Annotated in this window: 20 protein-coding genes and 1 riboswitch; of the genes, 10 read left to right on the top strand and 10 right to left on the bottom strand. The window is 73.0% G+C overall.

Going from position 1 to position 20,107, the window contains the following annotated elements; translation table 11 throughout:
- Positions 1-133: 133 nt before the first annotated feature.
- Positions 134-341: riboswitch (cyclic di-AMP (ydaO/yuaA leader) on the bottom strand.
- 438 nt (positions 342-779) lie between these two features.
- The 3 genes from SCA03_RS23090 to SCA03_RS23080 all read right to left on the bottom strand — a co-directional run bounded on the left by SCA03_RS23090 (position 780) and on the right by SCA03_RS23080 (position 3,562).
- Positions 780-1,559 carry an N-acetylmannosamine-6-phosphate 2-epimerase gene (locus SCA03_RS23090; protein WP_086815762.1) on the bottom strand — a complete coding sequence of 260 codons (780 nt, stop codon included), beginning with the start codon at positions 1,557-1,559 and terminating at the stop codon, positions 780-782.
- 231 nt (positions 1,560-1,790) lie between these two features.
- Positions 1,791-2,855: an ROK family protein gene (locus SCA03_RS23085; protein ID WP_230988862.1), complete on the bottom strand. Its 1,065-nt coding sequence runs from the start codon at positions 2,853-2,855 to the stop codon at positions 1,791-1,793.
- Positions 2,852-3,562, bottom strand: coding sequence for a GntR family transcriptional regulator (locus SCA03_RS23080; protein ID WP_086815754.1), 711 nt, complete (start codon positions 3,560-3,562; stop codon positions 2,852-2,854). The genes SCA03_RS23085 and SCA03_RS23080 overlap by 4 nt, the downstream gene beginning before the upstream one ends.
- 151 nt (positions 3,563-3,713) lie before the next feature.
- On the opposite strand from SCA03_RS23080, the gene SCA03_RS23075 reads away from it, so the two are divergent.
- The 5 genes from SCA03_RS23075 (at position 3,714) to SCA03_RS23055 (ending at position 8,061) form a co-directional block, all read left to right on the top strand.
- Positions 3,714-5,132 carry a sugar porter family MFS transporter gene (locus SCA03_RS23075; protein ID WP_030885489.1) on the top strand — a complete coding sequence of 473 codons (1,419 nt, stop codon included), beginning with the start codon at positions 3,714-3,716 and terminating at the stop codon, positions 5,130-5,132.
- A 727-nt stretch (positions 5,133-5,859) separates the two neighbouring features.
- The gene (locus tag SCA03_RS23070) at positions 5,860-6,057 is read left to right on the top strand and encodes a hypothetical protein (protein ID WP_086818317.1); all 198 of its coding nucleotides are present in this window, start codon (positions 5,860-5,862) and stop codon (positions 6,055-6,057) included.
- Positions 6,054-6,644, top strand: coding sequence for a pilus assembly protein TadG-related protein (locus SCA03_RS23065; RefSeq protein ID WP_212767447.1), 591 nt, complete (start codon positions 6,054-6,056; stop codon positions 6,642-6,644). The genes SCA03_RS23070 and SCA03_RS23065 overlap by 4 nt, the downstream gene beginning before the upstream one ends.
- A 32-nt stretch (positions 6,645-6,676) precedes the next feature.
- Positions 6,677-7,273, top strand: a complete 597-nt coding sequence (locus tag SCA03_RS23060; protein WP_086818318.1) for a hypothetical protein — start codon at positions 6,677-6,679, stop codon at positions 7,271-7,273.
- Between the two features lie 17 nt (positions 7,274-7,290).
- Positions 7,291-8,061: an OmpA family protein gene (locus SCA03_RS23055; RefSeq protein WP_086818319.1), complete on the top strand. Its 771-nt coding sequence runs from the start codon at positions 7,291-7,293 to the stop codon at positions 8,059-8,061.
- Between the two features lie 51 nt (positions 8,062-8,112).
- On the opposite strand, the gene SCA03_RS23050 is transcribed toward SCA03_RS23055, so the two are convergent.
- The 3 genes from SCA03_RS23050 to SCA03_RS23045 form a co-directional block, all read right to left on the bottom strand.
- Positions 8,113-9,219 (bottom strand): hypothetical protein, encoded by a 1,107-nt coding sequence (locus SCA03_RS23050; protein WP_141275627.1) that lies wholly within the window; start codon positions 9,217-9,219, stop codon positions 8,113-8,115.
- A gap of 49 nt (positions 9,220-9,268) precedes the next feature.
- On the bottom strand, positions 9,269-9,442 hold the full coding sequence (locus SCA03_RS35245; protein WP_169729714.1) for a DUF6126 family protein: 174 nt from the start codon (positions 9,440-9,442) through the stop codon (positions 9,269-9,271).
- A gap of 71 nt (positions 9,443-9,513) precedes the next feature.
- Positions 9,514-10,152 (bottom strand): helix-turn-helix domain-containing protein, encoded by a 639-nt coding sequence (locus SCA03_RS23045; RefSeq protein ID WP_030885469.1) that lies wholly within the window; start codon positions 10,150-10,152, stop codon positions 9,514-9,516.
- Positions 10,153-10,318: 166 nt separating this feature from the next.
- On the opposite strand from SCA03_RS23045, the gene SCA03_RS23040 reads away from it, so the two are divergent.
- Positions 10,319-11,137, top strand: coding sequence for a hypothetical protein (locus tag SCA03_RS23040; protein WP_141275626.1), 819 nt, complete (start codon positions 10,319-10,321; stop codon positions 11,135-11,137).
- A gap of 64 nt (positions 11,138-11,201) precedes the next feature.
- On the opposite strand, the gene SCA03_RS23035 is transcribed toward SCA03_RS23040, so the two are convergent.
- The 3 genes from SCA03_RS23035 to SCA03_RS23025 all read right to left on the bottom strand — a co-directional run bounded on the left by SCA03_RS23035 (position 11,202) and on the right by SCA03_RS23025 (position 13,582).
- Positions 11,202-11,990, bottom strand: a complete 789-nt coding sequence (locus SCA03_RS23035; protein WP_086818324.1) for an ArsR/SmtB family transcription factor — start codon at positions 11,988-11,990, stop codon at positions 11,202-11,204.
- 164 nt (positions 11,991-12,154) lie between these two features.
- Positions 12,155-13,135 carry an LppU/SCO3897 family protein gene (locus SCA03_RS23030; protein ID WP_141275625.1) on the bottom strand — a complete coding sequence of 327 codons (981 nt, stop codon included), beginning with the start codon at positions 13,133-13,135 and terminating at the stop codon, positions 12,155-12,157.
- A 237-nt stretch (positions 13,136-13,372) separates the two neighbouring features.
- A complete protein-coding gene (locus SCA03_RS23025) occupies positions 13,373-13,582 on the bottom strand; it encodes a hypothetical protein (RefSeq protein WP_030885457.1) in 210 nt (69 codons plus the stop codon).
- Positions 13,583-13,888: 306 nt separating this feature from the next.
- Here SCA03_RS23025 and SCA03_RS23020 point away from each other — a divergent pair, with 306 nt between their 5' ends.
- Positions 13,889-14,668, top strand: a complete 780-nt coding sequence (locus SCA03_RS23020; protein WP_308698155.1) for a prepilin peptidase — start codon at positions 13,889-13,891, stop codon at positions 14,666-14,668.
- A 324-nt stretch (positions 14,669-14,992) separates the two neighbouring features.
- Here the strand turns inward: SCA03_RS23020 and mgrA are convergent, their stop codons facing one another.
- On the bottom strand, positions 14,993-16,090 hold the full coding sequence (mgrA, locus tag SCA03_RS23015; RefSeq protein WP_086816264.1) for an L-glyceraldehyde 3-phosphate reductase: 1,098 nt from the start codon (positions 16,088-16,090) through the stop codon (positions 14,993-14,995).
- A 105-nt stretch (positions 16,091-16,195) separates the two neighbouring features.
- Between mgrA and SCA03_RS23010 the strand changes: the two genes are divergently transcribed.
- From SCA03_RS23010 to SCA03_RS23000, 3 genes are all read left to right on the top strand, one after another.
- Complete coding sequence (locus tag SCA03_RS23010; RefSeq protein WP_030885451.1) at positions 16,196-16,957, top strand: isoprenyl transferase; 762 nt, start codon at positions 16,196-16,198, stop codon at positions 16,955-16,957.
- A 397-nt stretch (positions 16,958-17,354) separates the two neighbouring features.
- Positions 17,355-18,692, top strand: coding sequence for an RNA 5'-3' helicase PhoH2 (gene phoH2, locus SCA03_RS23005; protein WP_030885448.1), 1,338 nt, complete (start codon positions 17,355-17,357; stop codon positions 18,690-18,692).
- A 555-nt stretch (positions 18,693-19,247) separates the two neighbouring features.
- Positions 19,248-19,994 carry an aggregation-promoting factor C-terminal-like domain-containing protein gene (locus tag SCA03_RS23000; protein WP_170297916.1) on the top strand — a complete coding sequence of 249 codons (747 nt, stop codon included), beginning with the start codon at positions 19,248-19,250 and terminating at the stop codon, positions 19,992-19,994.
- Positions 19,995-20,107 lie beyond the last annotated feature (113 nt).

The following is a 20,107-nucleotide window of genomic DNA, read 5'->3' as shown; positions in this document are numbered from 1 at the left end:
ACCGAGGCGGCGTGCGCGCTGCCCGAAGTGATCAGCGGGAGCACGATGCCGGCGCCGCTCGCCGTGAGGGCGAGCGCGGCAGCACGACGCATACGGCGCCGCGACTTGTGGGCATGGGTTCCGGACATAGGGGAGTTCCTCTCCTACGCCTGCGAGGTGAGCTGTCGGATTCGGGCCGGAGCAGTGGCCCGGCCGTGCGGTCACGCGCCCTGCGCGTCCAGCACGGCTTCACCCCAAGCCCCTCGGGCCGTCCGGCCCTCCGGGGCACTTACCTGGTTCCCCCGCTCCTGCCAACGGTGGTGTTTTCGCAGATCAGCGGCAGGATTCGGCGTCTGATCGCGAACTGCCGCACTCCTGGCGCGCGACAGCTCGGGCACCTTAAGCACAGGGAATTCCCATGGACAAGAAAATGATCGTTTACACGGCGCTTGTCGCAATGCGACCGAATTCACGCCCCGCTTCCTTTTCTTGATCGCATATGTGCAGTGCGCTGGGAAAACACAAAGGTGTCGGTTACCCGTTCCGGAATCCCGGAACTGCGCCGGGTGTTGGGAGCTGTGAGTCGACTCACGGAAAGGCGGGGGCGCGGCGGCTTCGCCGGACCGGTGAAGTCCGGCCCCGGAGGGGCGGATTGCGGAGCCATTGATGATGGTTTGACCGTTTTGCTCGCGCTGCGGCAGTCCACAGTGGTTCTGCGGCAGCCCACGGGCAGTCCTACGGCAGGCTGCGGCAGTCCTACGGCATCCCTACGTCACTGCTGCGGCATCCCTGCGGCATCCCTACGGCAGGGCTGCGGCGAAGCGGGAGGCGATCGCGGCCGGTGCGGTGATGGCGCCGCCCACGACCACACCCCAGGCTCCGGCGTCGATCGCGGCGCGCGCCTGCTCCGGCGTGTGCAGTCGCCCCTCCGCGAAGACGGGCACGTCCACCGTGCCGGCCAGCTCACCGACCAACTCCAGGTCGGGGCCCGGACCCTGGCGGCTGTACGGGGTGTACCCGGAGAGCGTGGTGGAGATCAGATCGGCCCCCAGCGCCGCCGCCGTACGGCCCTCTTCGGCGGTGGAGACATCCGCCATCAGCAGCGCGCCCGCCGCGTGCACGGCCTCCACCGTCTCGCGCAGCGGTCGCCCGTCCGGACGGGGCCGCTCCGTCGCGTCCACGGCGACGATCTCCGCACCGGCCCGGGCGACCGCCAGCGCGTGCCGCGCGGTCGGTGTGATGTAGACGCCCTCGGCGCCGTCCTTCCACAGCCCGATCATCGGCAGCCCGACGACCTCCCGCACCGCGCGGATGTCGTCCACCCCCTGCACCCGCACGCCCGCCACCGGGGCGCCCGCCGCCACCGAGGCGGCCATCGCGGCCATGTGCGCCGGGTCCCGCAGCGGATCGCCCGGAGGCGCCTGGCAGGAGACGACCAGGCGGCCCCGGAGCGCGGAGAGCAGCGCGTCCGCGCGCTCCCGGGGCGCGGTGCCCGCGGCGCCCGCGGTGCCCGCGGTGCCTGTCGTGTTCGCGGCGCCCGTCGCGTCCGTGGTGCCCGCTGAGTTCGCTGAGTTCGCCATGTGGGCTGCGCCGTTCGCCGTGTTCGTCGTGGTGGTGCCGGGGTGGTCCCCGCCGCCACCGGCTTCGGCCTCGGTCATGCTCCGTCCTTCCTCATGGTTGCCCGCCGACGGTCGTCCGCCGTCGGACGCCGGTCGTCCGGCCCCGCCGTCCGCACCGGTCAGTGCTGACCAGCGCTGACCAGTGCTGAGCAGTGTTGATCAGTGCCGGTCAACCCTGCTCAGGGCCGCCCCTCACCCGTCCTCCAGGAGCAGCGTCGCCGCGCCGATCACGGCGGCTCGCGGGCCCAGTGCCGCGGGCACGGGGCGCAGCTGTGCGGGCCCGGGTAGCAGTTCGGCCGCGAAGGCGTCGGTCAGCGGCTGCCAGAACGGGGCGCCGATGGAGGCGACTCCGCCACCGATCACCACACGTTCCGGGTCGACGGTGTTGACCAGCCCGGCGAGCGCCCGGCCGAGCGCTCGTGCGCCCTCGGTCAGCGCGGTACGGGCTGCCTCGGCCGTCGGCCCCGTCCCGTCCGCCGCCGCGACGGCCTCGCGCAGATCGGCCACACCGTCCCGCCCGGTCAGCGCGGCGAACCTGGCCGCCATGGCGGGGCCGGAGGAGACGGCCTCCAGATGGCCCTCGCGCCCGCAGTTGCAGGGGCGGCCCGCGGCCTCGGGCACCGCGATGTGCCCGAACTCCCCGGCCGTCCAGTGCGCCCCGCGCAGCAGCCGGCCCCCGGCGACGAGCCCGCCGCCGATGCCGGTGCCCACGCTGACGCAGAGCGCCGAGTCGCTGCCCGCGCCCGCGCCGTGCACCTGCTCGGCCAGTGCGAAGACGTTGGCGTCGTTGTCCGCCGCCACCGGGAGGCCCAGCCGCGCGTTCAGCTCGGCGGCGAGCCGGGTACCGGCCCAGCCGGGCAGCAGATCATTGGCGGACAGGACGACGCCGGCGTCCCGGTCGACCACGCCGCCGGTCCCGATGCCCAGCCCCGACGCCCGCTGCCAGCCCGGCAGTTCGGTGACGGCCGCGGCGACGGCGTCCAGTACGGCGGTCGGGCCCTCGGCGGCCGGGGTGGGCCGCACCAGCGAGTCCAGCAGCCCGCCGTCCGCGGTGACGAGCCCGACCGCGATCTTCGTCCCGCCGACGTCCGCACCGATCAGCGGGCGACCGGCACCGGCGGACGCTCCCGCACCGCTCGTCGTCCTGACGCCGGCCATGCCGCCCATGCCACCCATGCCGCCCCTGTCGCTCGTCCCGCTCGTCCCGTTCGTGTCGCCCGTCCCGTTCGTGTCGCCCGTCCCGCTCGTCCCGCTCATGACTGCGCCCTGCGGACGGTGAAGCGGATGTCGTAGCGGTCGGCCCGGTAGAGGGTGGTCGTCGCCTCCACTGGGGCGTCCCTGCGGTCCCGGCCGACCCGCTCGACCCGGAGGCCCGAACTGCCCAGCGGCACCCCGAGCAGGGCCGCCTCGGTGTCCCCGAGGTCGACGGCCCGCACGATCTGCTCGGCCGAGCGGATCTCCAGCCGGTACCGCTCGGCGAGCAGCGTGTACAGCGAGCCGCCCAGGTCCTCCTCGGTGAGGCCGGGCACCCGATCGGCGGGGAAGTGGACGTTCTCCAGGCACATGGGGGAGCCGTCGGCCAGCCGCAGCCGGCTCACGCGGACGACCTCGGCCTCCGGTGCGATGCCGAGCCGTTCGGCGAGCTGCTGCCCGGCCCGTACCGTCTCGGCGGCCAGCAGCCGCGAGGCGGGTTCGAGTTCGCGGGCACGCATGTCCTCGGAGAAGGAGGTCAGGGTGAGCGACTTGGAGACGACGGCGGGCGCGATGAAGGTGCCGGCGCCCTGCACGCGGTAGACGCTGCCCGCCGCCTCCAGCGCGTCCAGCGCCTGCCGCACGGTGTTCCGCGAGACGCCGTGGCGCGCGGAGATCTCCCGCTCGGTGGGGAGCGGGGTGTGCGGCGCCGAGCCGGACATCTCGGCCAGCAGTGCCCGCCGCAGTTCCTCGTGTTTGGCCGCTCTGGCCACGGTGCGCCTCCCACGTCGAGCCCCGAGCCCTGCCGCGGGCCCGTATAGGTACCAACCAATGTGAGGATTCTACGGCAGTCTCTTGCGTTTGCCCAAGACAGATGCACAATTGGTCTCATCCAATTCAAGGGTGAATGAGGAGGCGAGTGTGATGGCCCCAGCTGGTGCCACCGCGGCCCGGGACGGTGGAACGGGCCTGCGGCCGGTGATCGGCGTGGCCCTGGTCGCGGCCCTGGGCGGACTGCTGTTCGGCTACGACACCGGGGTCATCTCCGGGGCGCTGCTCCAGATCGAGTCCGATTTCTCGCTGTCCTCGTTCAGCTCGGGCGTCGTCGTCAGCTCGATCCTCGTCGGCGCCATGATCGGCGCGGCGGGCGCCGGCAACGTCTCCGACCGCTACGGGCGCCGCCCCGTCCTCATCGGCGCGGCCGGCATCTTCCTCGCCGGCTCGGCCCTGGCGGCCTTCGCCCCCTCGGCGACGCTGCTCACCGCCGCCCGGATCGTGCTCGGCCTGGGCATCGGCGCCGCCTCCAACCTCGTGCCCGTGTTCATCGCCGAGGTCGCCCCGCCCCGCGTCCGGGGCCGTCTGGTCGGCCTCAACCAGCTGATGATCACCCTCGGCATCGTGCTGGCGTACGTCGCCAACTACGCGCTCAAGGACGTCCCGCACGACTGGCGCTGGATGTTCGGGCTGGCCGCCGTGCCCGCGGCCCTCTTCGGCCTCGGCATGTGCGCACTGCCCGAATCACCGCGCTGGCTGGCGCTCAACGGCAGCACCGAGAAGGCCCGCGCCGTCCTGACCCGGGTGCGCGGCGGCGCCCCGGCGACCGTCGAGGCGGAGCTGGCCGAGATGACCGCGGGCACCGCCGGTGCCGCACGCGAGGCGAGCGGCGCGCCCCGCCGCGGACGCTGGCGGGCGCTGGCCGACCGCTCGGTGCGGCCCGCGGTCGTCGCGGGCGTCGGCCTCCAGATCCTCGGCCAGGCGTCCGGCGTGAACACCGTCATCTACTACGCGCCGAAGATCTTCGAGAGCAGCGGACTGGGCTCGTCCTCGTCCATCCTCGCGACGGTCGGCGTCGGCGTCGTCAATCTGCTGATGACGCCGGTCGGCATGGTCGCCGTCGACCGGTTCGGCCGCAAGAAGCTCCTCGGCACCGGCGCCGTCGTGATGGCCCTGGCCCTCGCCGGGCTCGCCGCGACCCTCGCCGCCGGCGGTCAGAACTCGTCGTTCGCCTGGCTCGCCGTCGTCTGCGTGGCCGTCTTCGTCGCGGCCGTCGCCACCACCCTCAACGTGGTCGTGTTCATCATCCCGTCCGAGCTGTATCCGCTGCGGATCCGCGGAACGGCGATGAGCGCCACGATGTTCTCCAACTGGACGATGAACTTCCTGGTCTCGCTCACCTTCCTCACCCTGCTGGACACCCTCGGCGGCGCGGGCACCTTCACCTTCTACGCGGCCGTCTGCGCCCTGCTCGCCCTGTTCACCGCCCGCTGCATCCCGGAGACCCGCGGCAAGAGCCTCGAACAGATCGAACGCGAACTCACCCCCCGCGCGGCCCGCGTCGGCTGACCGCGCACCCGAGCGCCCCGACACGGCCGGGTCCAGGGCCGGAGCCGGGGCAACGGACCGGGGCCGGGGAGCACAACCCCGGCCCCGGTTCCCGTGCGCGGCCCGGTCCCCGCGCGGGTGAACCCGCCACGCCTCCCCTCCCGCCGGCCGCCCCGCACGCCGCCGTCCACCGACCCCGCCGGGGCGAAAACCGCCCGTACCTCTTCGCCGGGGCGGCGAGCTGTGGCACAGTCTGCGTCCGTACGACGACCGTCAGCGACACGGGGTCGTACGGCCGGGGGAACACCACGTCGAACGCGCCCCGCGAGGGTACGGAACACCGGCGGCGCGAGGGGACGTGAGGGGACGCGAGGGGACCTGAGGGGAGGGGCACCGTGACGGCACTCCGCGCCACCGCACCGTGCCCCGGCGAACTCCCGCCGCCCGCACGGTTTTTCGCCGCGGCCCGTTTCGACGGCCCCCGGGGCGTCAAGAACCTCCGCAGCGCGCGTCCCGCCGCGCGCACGCCCGCGCCCCGCACCGGTGATCCGCGCCCGTGCGCCGCCCGGGCCCCGCAGCCGCGCGCACCGGAGGGGGAAGCGTGACGTGACACCACACCGGCACGCCTCCCGTGCCCGCACGCCCGCGCACACCCGCACCCCGCTCCGGGCCGGCCCCCGGAGCGCACCGGGCCCCGCACCGCGTCCCCCGGGGGACCCGGAGTCAGCCGCCACCGAAGGAGAGACCGATGTCGAACGCAGTGCGCCGCTGGTGGACAGCCGTACGCAACCACGCACGAGCAGGCGACCGTGGCGCCAGCTCGATCGAGTACGCGGGCATCGTCATCCTGGTGGCGGGCATCATCATCGCCATCAGGGCGCTCGGGCTGGACGCGCTCATCTCCGATGCGATCCTCAAGGGCGTGAACCAGGTCCTCGGGAACTGAGGCGCAGGGGAGTACGGGGCGACGGGGGCCAAGTCGTCATCCTCTACGGCGGGTTGGTCGGGCTGCTGCTCTTCGCCGCGTTCGCCTTCTTCGCCGTCGCGCAGGCCGGTGACGTCCGCAACCGCGGGCAGTCGGCGGCGGACGCCGCCGCGCTCGCCGCGGCGCAGGACGACCGGGAGCAGCTCTACGACGGCTTCCTGGACGCGCTGGAGGACAAGGACGCGTTGCAGGACTGGCTCGACGGCCTGGGCGACATCACGGGGGACGGCTGTGCGGAGGCCGACCGGTTCGCCGGGCGGAACGACGCGGACGTGCTGAGCTGCGAACAGGTCGCCCGCAACGGTGACGACGGCTACACGGTGCGGATCCGCACCCGCTTCGACACGGGGAAGACCTTCGTGCCCGGCACCGGCGGCAAGAAGGCCGAAGCCTCGGCGACAGCGGTGATCAAGCCGCTGTGCGAGATCGACGAGGACGCGGACGAGATCGAGATCGGCTGTGCGGAAGAGGACTTCACCCTCGACCCCGACGCGGACGACGTCGAGGTGGAGCCCTCCGACCTGTTCTCGGTCGTACTGGTCGACTGAGTACCTGACAACGGACAGAGGACGAGCGAGAGATGAGAGTTCGGCGCACCAAGAAGGACCGCACGCGCATCACGGCTGCGGTAGTGACGGCCGGCCTGGTTCTTGCGGTCGCCGGGTGCAGCAGCGACAGCGGAGAGGGCGGGGACGACAAGCAGCCCGCGTCCGCAGCGGACGAGAAGTCCGGAGGCGACAGCGGAGGCGGCCAGGGATCGGACTCCGGTGAGGACGGACCGCTGGCCGAGGTCAAGGGCAGCGACGGGATCTCGCTCACCATTTCCACGGCCAAGCGCGACCAGGGCGGCTTCGTCACTCTGACCGGAAAGGTGACGAACACCGGTAACGACCCGTGGAGCGGCGTCTCGTGGAAGTCGGACGAGCGGGAAGTGGGAAGCGCCAACCCGGCCTCCATGGCCGCCGCCAAGCTCGTCGACAAGAAGGGCAAGAAGCGCTACTACATCCTCCGGGACACGGAAGGCCGCTGCCTGTGCACGGCGTTCAAGGGCGGCATCATGTCCGGCGACTCCAAGACCTGGTACGCCCAGTTCCCCGCCCCGCCCGAGGGCAACGACACCCTCGACTTCCAGATCGCGGACATGCCCACGGCCAGCATCACGGTTTCGGGGGAGTGAGGGACACGATGGGGACGATGGGGACGACGAAGCCCGCCCGCGTCCGTCTCGTGCGCACCCTCGCGTGCACCTCGGCGTCCACCGCGCTGGTGCTGGGCGTCCAGCCGCAGTTCGCGCACGCCGACGACCCGGCCCCGCGGCCGACGTTCTCCCAGTCGGCCGGGCTGCCGGGCCAGGGGGCGGCGGACGGCGAGGACCCCACCACCATCCCGACCGGCACCGCTCCGTCCCTGCCGGGGGAGACCGGCCCAGGGGACAAGGGGTACAGCGAACCGCCGGACAACATCGGGGACTCGGAGCCGCCGGTGAAGGTCGACCCGCAGGCGGCGGGGCTGCGGCTGGCGGACGGGGCGAAGCTGGCCGAGCCGAAGGTGCTGGACATCAAGTTCGTCACGGAGGATCTCGGCGGTGAGGAGCGCCGCGAGGACAGCACGGAGAAGACGAAGTTCACGCTCCAGGCGGAGGTGCTGTTCGCGAAGGACAGCGCGAAGCTGAACAGCGGGGCGAAGGCGCGGATCAAGACGATCGCCGACGAGGTGAAGAAGCAGAGCAGCACCAAGGTGAACGTCTTCGGGTTCACCGACGATCTCGGCTCCTACGCGCACGGCAAGACGCTGTCGAAGAAGCGGGCGACGGCGGTGCAGACGGAGCTGTCCCAACAGCTGGGCCCGGACGTGGCGTTCAACGTGCGCGGCTACAGCGAGGACTACCCCGTGGCGGACAACCGGACCGAGGAGGGCCGGAAGAAGAACCGCCGCGTCGAGGTGTCCTTCCCCCGCGAGGAGTGAGCAGCGCCGACCGTCCCCTGCGAGGGCTGAGCGGGGCCGGGGCGCGTGCGGCTACGCGTGCGCCGGGGCAGGCGGGGTGCCCTCGGCGCGCAGGACGACGGCGGCGACCGGCGGCGCCGGATGGGTGCGGGCGACGAGGTGGAGGGTGACGCCGTGGTCGGGGAGGTCGGCGGCGAGTTCCCTGGCCGTGAGCGGGATCCCGGCGGCGGCGAGGTCGGCGGCCACGTCCTCGTACGGGCGGTCGAGCAGCGGGATGCCGTCGAGCAGGGCGGTGCCGCGGCGGCCGACGTAGGAGACGACGAGCGTGGTGAGCCGGTCGTCCGCGTCGAAGGTGAGGACGAGGCCGTGCTCGTAGTACCAGTCCTGGGCCGCGCCTCCGTACTCGGGCGTGGACTGGAGGGCGGGCCCGAGCCGGGCACGCAGCACGGCGCGGTCCTCGCCGAGCCGGACGGTGTCGGTGCCCCGGTGCGGGACGATCCGGTGGCTGTCCGTCCCGGCGGAGCGGGGCCCGTCCGTCATACGGGGCAGCGGTGCGTCGAGCGCGCTGCGGGTGAGCAGGCTGACGGACTCGGCGGGCTGCGCGGGCTCGTCCGGGTCGCCGGTGAGGTGGAAACCGGCGTCCGGGGCCAGACAGCCGGTGTCGTCCGTGGCCAACGGGCATCCTGCGGCGGTCAGTTCGTCGACGACGTCGCCGAAGGGCCGCTCCAGCAGCGGAATGCCCCGGTATGCGACCGGTGCCGGTGCGAACGCCTCGATGTGCACGAGGCGTTCACGGTCGTCGTGGAAGAGGGTCAGTCCGGCTTCCGGGTACTGGTCGCACAGCCCGGTGGACCAGGCGGCCTTGCGGAAGGTGCGCCGTTCGCCCAGCTGTGTGCCGAGGGCGGCGGTGAGGCGGCCGGCGAGCGTCCGGCGGTGAGCACCGAGGTGCACGCCTCCTGGTACGTCTGCGGGACCGTCTCCGGGGACGCGGTCGGCTGCGTCCGCGGGGGCGCGGTCGGGGACTGCCTCGGGGACGCCGTCGCGTGCGTCTCCGGGGGTGCCGCCGGGAAGGACGCCCTCCAGCCCGTCGAACGGCCGGATCCGCCAGGCCGGGCGCGCGGGCTGACCGGTGGAGGGCCCGGCGGGGAACGGCGGGGCGATCGGTCGGGTGTTCGTCACGGGTGCATGGTGGCAGGGCCGCCCGGTGCGCCCGGCGGCGGGGCGGTCCTCACTTTCCGCCGCCCACCTGGAAGAGCAGGAACAGGAAACCGGCGAGCAGATGGCCCGCCACGATGTACGCGAACAGCCGCAGGGCGAGGCCGCGTGGGAAGCGCCCGTCGCCGCGCTCCGCTCCGGGCTGGTCCTTGACCCGCCGCTGCGGGCCGGGGGTTGACGACGTCACAGCGCCGACCTCCTCTTTCACGAGGTGTGGTGAACGGTTCCGGTGGGGCGGCCCGGCGTGGGCCGCCCTCGTCAGCGGCCGGCGGGTCCGTGCCGCGGCAGGCCCGTCACACACAGGTCGGCCGCCGGGGACTGGAGCAGGGTGTGGACGAAGAGCAGATCGGCGCCCTGGGCGTCCGCCGCCTCCAGGCGATGGGGCGTGAGGGAGTCGAAGTGCGCCGAGTCCCCGGGGCGCAGGACCTCCACCGTTTCGCCGAGCGTGAGCCGCAGGGCCCCGCGCTGCACATGGATCCACTCCTCGCCGGGGTGGACGCGGACGAGCTCCCGCTGCGGCCCGCGCGGCACATGCACCCGCAGCGCCTGCATGGCGCGGCCGGCCTGCCCTGCCTGCCGGTAGCGCCAGCCGCCGGCGTCGACCGGTTCCATGTCGTCGGCGCGGATCACCGGGTCGGCCGCCGTCGGATGCTCACCGAGCAGCTCGCCGACCGTCGTGCCGTAGGTTCGTGCGAGAGTGAGGAGAAGCGGCAGGGACGGCTGCCGCTTCCCGGTCTCCAGGCGGGACAGATGCGCGGGGGAGAGCCCCGCGCGGTGTGCCGCGGCCTCCAGGCTGAGCCCGCTGCGGCGCCGCAGATTGCGCATCCGCGGGGCGAAGACGGGCAGCTCGCCCGGGTCCGGCTCGGCACCCCCGGGCGGGGGCTGGGTCGGGCTCATACCGTCGATTAAGGCACGCCCTTTCCAACAGGGCAAAAGTTTTGCCTCTGGGGCAAAAAATCCTCGCGAAGGCACCGCGTACCGGGCCGTCGCCCTCTCGACGGGGACGGCCCGCACCCCTGATCATGAAAGCCGCCGCAGCACGCGGACGATGGGGGGTTGGGCGATGGCCGCGACGACGGACGCGGAGGGCCTCCGGGGCGCAGCCGCAGCGGACGGGAGCGACTCCGCGCACCGATCCGCCGCCGCGGACGCGGCCGGAGACGGCACCGGGAGGACTGCCGGGGACGGCACCGGGGACGGCCCCCGGGACCCCGCCGGGTTCGCTGAAGGGGACGCCGGAAGAGGCGCTGGACAGGGCGCCGACGGGAGCGCTGCCGGGAGAGCCGTCGAGGACGGGGTCGACCTCGGCACCGGGAGCGGCAGCGGCAGTGGCAGTGGCACCGAGCCCGGGTCCGGAGTGGGCGGTGGCGGGCGGCTGCGGGCGTGGACGGTCGGCTGGGCCACCGGCCTGGCGCACGCGGTCGGCGCCGCGGTGCTGCTGGTCACCGAGTTGGTCCGGGACGACGTCGGCGGCCCGGGCGCACGGCTGCCGGACGGCGTCGAACTGCCCGGCTACGCCGCCGGTTTCCCGGAGCTGGTCTCCCGCCTCCAGGACCAGTTCTGGTTCCGGGCGGCGGGCGAGGTACGGGACGCGCTGGGCCTCGGCGAGCCCCGGGCCGCGCTGTGGGCGGCCGTGTGTGCCGCGCTCGTGGTCCGGCTCAACCGCTACGGGCCGCCGCGCACCCAGTGCTTCCTGTCCGTGGCCGGCGCCGTGTACTGCGTGCCGAACGCGCCGGCCGCCGTGCCCCAGCTGGCGTTGGCGGGGTGGGCGCTGCCGTTCGCCTTCCTGCTGGGCGCCCTCGCCGTCGCCACGCCCGCGCTGCTGCACGCCGCCCTGGACCGGCGCCGGAGCGCGGACGAGGCGGGCCCGGCGCCCGGCTGAGCCGCACCGCGGAGGGGCGCCCGGCTGAGCCGCACCGCGGAGGGGCGCCCGGCCGCGGAGCCGCTCAGGGCAGGGGCTCGCCGGTCTCCAGCAGGGTCTTGAGCCCGGCGACGATGGCGGGCCAGCCCTCGCTGATCATCGACCGCAGCGTGCTGTCGGCCTCGAAGTCCTCGTGGACCACGGTGAGTTTGACCGTCTCACCGGCCGGCTCGATGTCGAACGTCACCTTCGAGCGGCGCTCGGCGGCGAGCCGGGCGCGCAGCTCCTCGCCGATACCGGCCGCCTCGGCCCACTGCGGGGTGAAGGTGTGCCAGGTGTACGACAGCCGCCGCCCGGGGTCGGCCTCCAGGACGGTCTGGGCCGGGTCGGAGATCGTGTTGCCGTTCTCCTCCCAGGTCATCGGGGAGCCCGGCCGCCAGTCGGTGGTGAAGGAGACGCCCCAGTAGCGGTGGGTGAACGCCGGGTCGGTCAGTGCCTGCCAGAGCTTCTCCGGGGTCGTTCTGATGTAGGTCGTGTAGAGATACGCGTCGGTCATCGGGGACGCCTCCAAGGCGGTCTTGAGGTCGGCGAGTGCGTGGGCGCGCTCGCGGTCGTACTTGTGGATCCAGCGGTCGGCGAGGGCGTTGATCGGTCCGGCGTCGAGGAAGTGCAGCTTCTCCCGCCCCCGCCGCACCGTGGTGACCAGCCCGGCCGCCTCCAGTACCGCCAGATGTTTGCTGACCGACTGCCGGGTCAGCGCGGCCCCGGCCGGGCCCGTGCACAGCTCGCGCAGGGTCTGCCCGTTCCGCCCGTACAGGCTGTCGAGCAGCCGCCGCCGGCTCGGGTCGGCCAGTGCCTTGAAGACCTCGTCCATCTCCGCCACTCGGTTCCGTCACACCCCTCCCGGAAAGGCAACCAATGGGCTGCATTTCCAGCGAAACAGCCGCCGGATCGCCTGTCAAACGCACCGGTCAGGAGGCGGTCCCCTCGTCCGTCGCGAGGGCGTTTCCGCAGGTCACGGCGGGAGAGCCGGGCGGGTCAGCGGTCGGAGGCGCCGACCTCGGCCGCGCACAGCAGCCGCTCGCCGCCGTCCACCTCCCACGTCCAGTAGCGCGCGTGCCCGTCCGCGCCCGCGTCCTCGCGGCAGACGCGCGGCGAGGCCGGGAGATCGTGCAGCCCGGTGACGGTCAGCAGCCGGTCGAACCGGCCCTGCGCCGGCGCCCTCTGCGAGCACGCGGGCGCCGACATCAGCGCCGCACGCACGCCCGAGCCGTCCGACTCCGCGAGCAGACACTGATCGGTGCGGAACTGCCTGGTCAGACAGAGCGTGGTGCCGCCCCGGCGCCACTCGGCGCGCCCGTTGCCCGCCGGGCAGGTGCCGGTCTCCTCCCGTACCGCCGTCACGCGCACATACGCGCGCTCGCTTCCGCAGTCGACGCGGGTCGCGGCCGTCGGCGCGGGGCGGCTCCACCCGGAGCCGTTGTCGTGCACCGACAGACACTGGCCCGCGCGCACCGAACGGAACGCCCCCGCACCGGAGTCGGCGCTCCCCGGCGCCCCGGACGGCGGGGACGGCAGGGCGCCGGGCGAGCCGGGGGCCGGCGCGGTCGGCGGGGCGGACGCGGACGGGCCGGGCAGGCCCGTCGGCGAGCCGCTCGGGCCGGGGCGGGCCGAGGCACCGGTCGCGCTCGGGGCCGGGGAGGGACCCGCGTCCGTCGCACCGGCCTGTCCCGCGGTGCTGACGACGCGCGGCAGGATCAGCGTCGCGAACAGGGCCCCGGCGACGACCAGCCGCCAACGCCCGCGCCGTGCCCGCTCCTCGGGGGTGTCCGGGTCCGGAACCTCGGCCACGTCCGCTGCGTCCGGTGTGTCCGGCGGGCTGGACGCCTCCGGTCCGTGCGCGGCGCCGCCGACGGCGCTGTCGTCACGGGCGGGGCCGTCGCCAGGGGCGGTCTCGTCGCGCGCCGCGCGGCGTCGCAGGAACCATCCGCCACCGCGCCGTACTTTCTGCTGCGCCACCCGAGCTCCCCGCCGTCCGTGATCCGCGACCCGTCCATGCTCACGGATCAACGAGCCGTTGACGAGACCGCGTTCAGCGCGAAGGGCCCCGGGCGGCGGAGCCCGGGGCGAGACGGTGAAACGGCGAGGCGCCGGGGAAGCCTGATCCGGAGAGCGGGAGGCCGCGGTCCGCGGTGGAACGCAGGCGGAACGAGCGGGCGGCTCAGCGGGAGGTGGAGATGGTCAAGACGGCGGCCCTCACGCCGCCTTGACCATCTCGGCCCGCACGGCGCGCTGCCACTGCCCGCGCAGGCGGTCCAGCTCGGCGAGAGCCTCCTTCGACCAGACCGTACGGCCGGCGACGAACCGGCGGATCGCCTCGTTCGCTGCCGTGGACGAGGGCGCGGCTCCCGTGCCGGCCTCCGGGGTACGGCCGGGCTCTCCCGGCCCGGTAAGGGTCGATGTCATGCGTTCCACAGTACGTTGCCGCACTGACAACGGCAGTCCGTTAACGAGGCGTCTGTGGCGGCTTGTTGGTGCTGCGTCGCAGGTGCGGGCGGTATCGGCCCCGTTCCGGCGCGGTGACGGTGTGAGATGAATCGCTCACGTGAGCGTCCGTATGGCGGACCAGCCGTCTCACCGGAAGCCCTCCGGACGTGATGCGGATCGCCAAGTTGCCTGCGTCACAGGAGGGTTCGCCCCGACCGGGTGACGGCCCGCGCGGACCGCCCCGGCTCCCCGTAGGCTCACCGTGTGTCGCTGCCATGGGGATGGATCGTGAGCGCCGCCGTGTACGGGGCGGCCGTCGGAGCGCTGCTGCCCCGCGCCGTGTACCGGCTGGCCGTCGAGCCCGAGCAGCCGTGGCGTACGGCGTGCCCCGCGGGCCATCCGCTGGGCTCCGGCGTACGCGGACTGCTGGGCGCCGCCCGGTGCCCGCGGTGCGCCACCACAGGACGGACGGGGCCGGACGACGTCCACGAAGGGGCGCCGGCCACCGGGCCGCAAGGGGCGTACGGAAGCGGACGGGTCGTTCCCGTCGTGGTCGGAGCGCTGGTGTGCGCTGGGCTCACCGCGGCCGTCGGCACGCGCCCCGAGCTGGTGGTGTGGCTGCTGGCCACGCCCGTCGCGCTGCTGCTGACCGAGGTGGACCGCCGCGTCCAGCGGCTGCCCGACCTCCTCACCCTGCCGCTCGCCGCCGGCGTCGCGCTGCTGCTCGGACCGGCCGCGCTGCTGCCCGGCGCCGCCGGCAGCTGGCCCCGCGCACTGCTCGGCGGGCTGGTGCTCGCCGGAGCCTTCTTCGTGCTGTTCCTGATCAGTCCGCGCGGCATGGGCTTCGGTGACGTCAAGCTCGCGCTCACGCTGGGTGTAGTCCTTGGGTGGTACGGCTGGGGTGTGCTGTTCGCCGGAGCCTTCCTCGGCTTTCTGTCCGGCTCGCTCTATGGCGTCGCACTGATGGCCACCCGCCGTGCGGGACGCGGCACGGCCATGGCCTTCGGTCCGTTCATGGTGCTCGGAGCGCTCGGGGGCGTCCTCGTCGCGGCGCCGGCGGCCTGATCCACGCGGATCCGCAGGCGCGACACGGCTGTTGATGTACGGCCGGTGTGCGGACCACCGCGCACAACGAGCTATGGTGGAAACCCCCCCTCGGGCCGGTCCGTACCCCCCCACGGACCGGCCCGCTTTCTTTTCCGGGCCCTGCCGTGGCCGTTTCCCGCCGTTTCCGGTCGTTCCCGGCCGTTCCCGGTCCTTCTCAACCGTTCTCCGCAGCTCCGGGCAGCTCTCGGTAGCTCTGGGTGGCTTGGAGCAGCTGTCGGCATTCCCGGCTGCTCTCGGCGCCCCGCGGCGCCCCTCGGCAGCTGCCGAGGGGCTCGGCGGCTGTCAGCCGTCGCTGCTGGCGGCCCAGATGTTGGTGCCGGGCTCGCTGACGGCCAGCTCGTCGATCTCGGTCAGCTCCGCCTCCTCCAGCGGCGCGGCGCGCAGGGCCTCGACGTTGGCCTCCAGCTGGGCCACGCTGCTGGCGCCGATCAGGGCCGAGGTCATCCGCGGGTCGCGCAGCACCCAGCGCAGCGCCAGCTGTGCGAGGGACTGGCCGCGGCGCCGGGCCACGGCGTCGAGCCCGCGCAGGCGCCGCACGACCTCGTCGGTGAGCAGGCCCGGGTCGAGGGACTTGCCCTGCGCGGCACGGGAGCCCTCCGGGATGCCGTCCAGATACTTGTCGGTGAGCAGCCCCTGGGCGAGCGGCGCGAAGGCGATGCAGCCCATGCCCTCGTCCTGGAGCGTGTCGAGCAGACCGTCGTCCTCGGTCCAGCGGTTGATCATCGAGTACGAGGGCTGGTGGATCAGCGCCGGGACGCCCATCTCCCGCAACAGCTGTGCGGCTTCCCGGGTGCGGGCCGAGCTGTAGGAGGAGATGCCGGCGTAGCGCGCCTTGCCCTGGCGGACGGCGGTCGCCAGCGCGCCCATCGTCTCCTCCAGTGGCGTCTCCGGGTCGAAGCGGTGGGAGTAGAAGATGTCGACGTGGTCCAGACCCATCCGGCGCAGGGACGCGTCGAGCGAGGACAGCAGATACTTGCCCGAGCCCCACTCGCCGTAGGGGCCGGGGTGCATCAGGTAGCCGGCCTTGGTGGAAATGACGAGTTCGTCCCGGTACGGGCGGAAATCCTGGGCGAAGATCCGGCCGAAGTTCAGCTCGGCCGAACCGGGCGGCGGGCCGTAGTTGTTGGCCAGGTCGAAGTGGGTCACGCCGAGGTCGAAGGCGCGCCGCAGGATGTCGCGCTGGGTCTGCAACGGCCGGTCGTCGCCGAAGTTGTGCCACAGGCCCAGGGAGATGGCCGGCAGCTTGAGCCCGGAGCGGCCGGTGCGCCGGTACTCCATCGTGTCGTAGCGGTCGTCGGCGGCGCGGTGGAACGTGTCCGACGGGACGGCCGTCGGATCGGGCAGCGAGAACGGTGAGGCGGAAGAGGTGGCGTGCGTCATAAGCCATTTCTTATCACCGCGCTGACCGGCCCGGCTTCGTACGCCCGGCCGAGCGGCAGTAAGGTTCTGGAATTCCGAATCGGCACGGAGGGGCTGGCCATTCCCATGAAGCTGCGCGACCTGGTGTACAAGCTCTATGCGCGCCGGGTGGAGTACCGCCTCGACCACGACCGGGCGCCCAAGCACATCGGGGTCATCCTGGACGGCAACCGGCGCTGGGCCCGCGCCTCCGGCGGCACCACCGAGCAGGGGCACAAGGCCGGCGCCGACAAGATCCAGGAAATGCTCGGCTGGTGCGCCGAGACGGATGTCGAGGTCGTCACCCTCTGGCTGCTGTCGACCGACAACCTCAACCGCCCGGAGGGCGAACTCCTCCCGCTCGTCGGCATCATCGAGGACACCGTGCGCGATCTGGCGGCCGACGGCCGCTGGCGCGTCCACCACGTCGGCCAGCTCGATCTGCTGCCCGACACCACGCAGAAGGTCCTCAAGGAGGCCGAGCAGAAGGCCGGTGACATCGACGGGATACTCGTCAACGTCGCGGTCGGCTACGGCGGCCGGCAGGAGATCACCGACGCGGTCCGCTCGCTGCTCACCGACCGCGCGGCCCACGGCGTCAGCCTGGACGAGCTGGCCGAGAGCCTCACCGTCGAGGACATCTCCGAGCACCTCTACACCCGGGGCCAGCCCGACCCCGACCTGATCATCCGTACCAGCGGCGAGCAGCGTCTGTCCGGATTCATGCTCTGGCAGAGCGCACACTCCGAGTACTACTTCTGCGAGGTCTTCTGGCCGGGCTTCCGCAAGGTCGACTTCCTGCGGGCCCTGCGTGACTACGCGGCCCGCCACCGGCGCTACGGCAACTGAGGCCCGGCCGCCCGGCGTTGACCCGCGGGCGGCCGGAAAGCGACGGTCGCGGCGACCGCGCGGCGGCGACGGCACCCCACCGGACCCGGCGTAGCGGGGTATTCCTCCCGAACTGCCGGGAATCACCGGTGCCCTACGTCATTGCATGCCCGGCCACCACGGCGGGAATATCACCCCCAGGCCGCGCCCCGTCGACGCGTCGTCGACGGGCCGCCGGCCCCGGGAGGCCCGATTGCGCACCACGGACGCCCGCCCGGGCCGCGGAGCTCCCGCTCCGTCCGGCACGGGCGCAGCAGGCGGAGGGCCGGCACCCGGCCCGTGGCGTGCGGGCCCGGACCGGTCTCTTCCCCCGCGACGCCGTCGCTCCCCGACCTCATCCGAGGGGGTACGTCCCACCGTGGTGATCAGCAAGAAGCGCAGCGAGTCCGACCGGCGCACGTATGTGATCGACACCAGCGTGCTGTTGGCAGACCCGACGGCCATGGACAGGTTCGACGAGCACGAGGTCGTTCTGCCTCTGGTCGTCGTCACCGAACTGGAGGCCAAGCGCCACCACCCGGAGCTGGGGTACTTCGCCCGGCAGGCACTGCGCCGGCTCGACGAGTACCGCATCAGGTACGGGCGGCTGGACGCCCCCATTCCGCTCGGCGAGACGGGAGGCACACTCCGCGTCGAGCTGAACCACTCCGATCCGGCCGTCCTCCCGGCCGCGCTCTTCAACGGGCACGGGCGGATCCAGGACAACGACTCGCGCATCCTCGCCGTCGCGCGCAACCTCCAGGCCGAGGGGTACGACGTCACCGTCGTCTCCAAGGACCTGCCGCTGCGCATCAAGGCGTCCTCCGTCGGGCTGCTCGCCGAGGAGTACCGCGCGGAGCTGGCCCTCACCGACTCGGGCTGGACGGGCATGGCGGAGCTGACCCTGCCGGGCGAGGACGTGGACGAACTCTTCGCCACGGAGAGCGTCGCCCTGCCCTTCGACGCGCCCGAACTGCCCGTCCACACCGGTCTGGTGCTCCAGTCGGAGAAGGGCAGGGCGCTGGGCCGGGTCACGCCCGACGGGCGGATCAAACTGGTGCGCGGCGACCGCGAGGCGTTCGGCATCAAGGGGCGCAGCGCCGAACAGCGCATCGCGCTGGACCTGTTGCTCGACCCGGAGGTCGGCATCCTGTCCATGGGCGGCCGGGCCGGCACCGGCAAGAGCGCGCTGGCGCTGTGCGCGGGTCTGGAGGCCGTGCTGGAGCGGCGGCAGCACCACAAGGTGATGGTCTTCCGGCCGCTGTACGCGGTGGGCGGCCAGGACCTGGGCTATCTGCCCGGCACCGAGGCCGAGAAGATGAACCCGTGGGCGCAGGCCGTCTTCGACACCCTCTCCGCCGTGACGAGCCGTGAGGTCATCGACGAGGTCGTCGGCCGGGGCATGCTGGAGGTCCTGCCGCTGACGCACATCAGGGGCCGCTCGCTGCACGACGCCTTCGTCATCGTCGACGAGGCCCAGTCGCTGGAGCGCAACGTCCTGCTGACGGTGCTCTCCCGGATCGGGTCCGGCTCGCGTGTCGTGCTCACCCACGACGTGGGGCAGCGGGACAACCTGCGCGTGGGGCGCCACGACGGGGTCGTCGCCGTCGTCGAACGCCTCAAGGGGCACCCGCTGTTCTCGCACATCACGCTCAACCGCTCCGAACGCTCCCCGATCGCCGCGCTGGTGACGGAGGTGCTGGAGGGCGGCGAGTGAGAGGGGACCGAGAGAGGTGAGGCGCGGGTGAGACATCTGCCCGCGCGTCCCTCGTCCGGGTACTGCTGAGCGGCGGAGACCGGGGCCCCGCGGTCCCCGTTGAACCCCGGCGACCCCGGCAACCCCGGGAAACGCAGCGGTACTCGGCCGGACACGGCGCCCCGTCGCGGGGTGCCGGAGTACGGGCTCGGCCGGGTCCCGGCGCCGAAGGGTCCAGCACCCTAGCGCCCGGGACCCGGCCGCGCGCGCATTTCCGCCCATCCTCAGCCTCAAACGCCGTGTGAGCTTTCCCACGCAACACGGAATTGATTCCTCGCGTCCGCGTCCGGCAGGGTGTGGTTCCTGTCAGGCCCCGCATACGGCACACCCGCACCGCCAACGGTGCGACACCGCAAGGCAGTACAGAACTGAAGAGCAGTAGCGCCGTATGCCGCCCGAAGTACCACGCGGGCTCTCCTCTCGGGGGACCCAACCGGGCCAGCACCTCCCGTGGCCATGTACGAGGGAGGTCAGTGCCAGGGGCACGATTGCGCCCGCGAGGTCACCCCAGCGGGCATGTTGGAAGGAAACCGTGTGACTGCTCGGATTTCGGTCCGGGGATTCGCCGTGGCGTCCGCCACCGCGGTCACCACCGTCGGCGCCGTCGTCGGTGTTGCTGCGGGCAGCGACCAGGGCCAGACGTCCAACGACGTCGAGGCCACCGCCGCTGAGGCGACGCTCCTCGAGGACATACCGGCGGGCTCGCAGGCCCAGGTGCAGACAGCTTCCCTCACGCAGCAGGCGGACTCCGCTTCCGCGGCCGCCGACGCCGAGGCGAAGAAGTCCGCCGAGGAAGCCGCCCGCAAGCAGGCCGCCGAGGACGCGGCGGCCAAGAAGGCCAAGGCCGACAAGGAGGCCGCTGCCAAGAAGGCGGCCGAGAAGAAGGCCAAGGAGCGCGAGAAGCTGAAGACCGCTTCGAGCCGCTCGGAGTCCCGTGGCAGCGTCGGCGACTTCCCGCAGAAGTCGTCGTACTCGACGGCCGAAGTCCAGTCGATGGCGAAGCAGATCGTCGGCGGCGGGCAGTACCAGTGCTTCTCGAACATCGTGGACCACGAGTCGAGCTGGAACTACCAGGCGACGAACGCGTCCTCCGGTGCCTACGGTCTCGTGCAGGCCCTGCCGGGCTCCAAGATGGCCTCCGTGGGCGCGGACTGGAGGACCAACCCGGCCACGCAGATCAAGTGGGGCCTCAACTACATGAACGACCGGTACGGCAGCCCCTGTGAGGCCTGGAGCTTCTGGCAGGCCAACAACTACTACTGATCCGGAGCGTCACACTCCGCCCGGGCCGGCCGACGGCCCGGAGGTCCGATGCCTCCCGGACGACCTCTCCGGCTCCCCGAGCCGGCCGTGGTCGACCGGGAGGCATCGCCGTT

Source organism: Streptomyces cacaoi (genome assembly GCF_006539165.1).
Classification (GTDB): domain Bacteria; phylum Actinomycetota; class Actinomycetes; order Streptomycetales; family Streptomycetaceae; genus Streptomyces; species Streptomyces cacaoi.
This window is presented reverse-complemented; position numbering and strand designations above follow the sequence as displayed.

Excerpts from the sequence above, each read along its gene's own strand:
- SCA03_RS23060 (WP_086818318.1), top strand. The coding sequence starts at position 6,677 with ATGAGAGTTCGGCGCACCAAGAAGGACCGCACGCGCATCACGGCTGCG.
- SCA03_RS23025 (WP_030885457.1), bottom strand. The coding sequence starts at position 13,582 with ATGACATCGACCCTTACCGGGCCGGGAGAGCCCGGCCGTACCCCGGAG.
- SCA03_RS23085 (WP_230988862.1), bottom strand. The coding sequence starts at position 2,855 with ATGAGCGGGACGAGCGGGACGGGCGACACGAACGGGACGGGCGACACG.
- SCA03_RS23055 (WP_086818319.1), top strand. The coding sequence starts at position 7,291 with ATGGGGACGACGAAGCCCGCCCGCGTCCGTCTCGTGCGCACCCTCGCG.
- SCA03_RS23035 (WP_086818324.1), bottom strand. The coding sequence starts at position 11,990 with ATGGACGAGGTCTTCAAGGCACTGGCCGACCCGAGCCGGCGGCGGCTG.
- SCA03_RS23070 (WP_086818317.1), top strand. The coding sequence starts at position 5,860 with ATGTCGAACGCAGTGCGCCGCTGGTGGACAGCCGTACGCAACCACGCA.
- mgrA (WP_086816264.1), bottom strand. The coding sequence starts at position 16,090 with ATGACGCACGCCACCTCTTCCGCCTCACCGTTCTCGCTGCCCGATCCG.
- SCA03_RS23075 (WP_030885489.1), top strand. The coding sequence starts at position 3,714 with ATGGCCCCAGCTGGTGCCACCGCGGCCCGGGACGGTGGAACGGGCCTG.
- SCA03_RS23010 (WP_030885451.1), top strand. The coding sequence starts at position 16,196 with ATGAAGCTGCGCGACCTGGTGTACAAGCTCTATGCGCGCCGGGTGGAG.
- SCA03_RS23090 (WP_086815762.1), bottom strand. The coding sequence starts at position 1,559 with ATGGCGAACTCAGCGAACTCAGCGGGCACCACGGACGCGACGGGCGCC.
- SCA03_RS23045 (WP_030885469.1), bottom strand. The coding sequence starts at position 10,152 with ATGAGCCCGACCCAGCCCCCGCCCGGGGGTGCCGAGCCGGACCCGGGC.
- SCA03_RS23000 (WP_170297916.1), top strand. The coding sequence starts at position 19,248 with ATGTTGGAAGGAAACCGTGTGACTGCTCGGATTTCGGTCCGGGGATTC.
- SCA03_RS23040 (WP_141275626.1), top strand. The coding sequence starts at position 10,319 with ATGGCCGCGACGACGGACGCGGAGGGCCTCCGGGGCGCAGCCGCAGCG.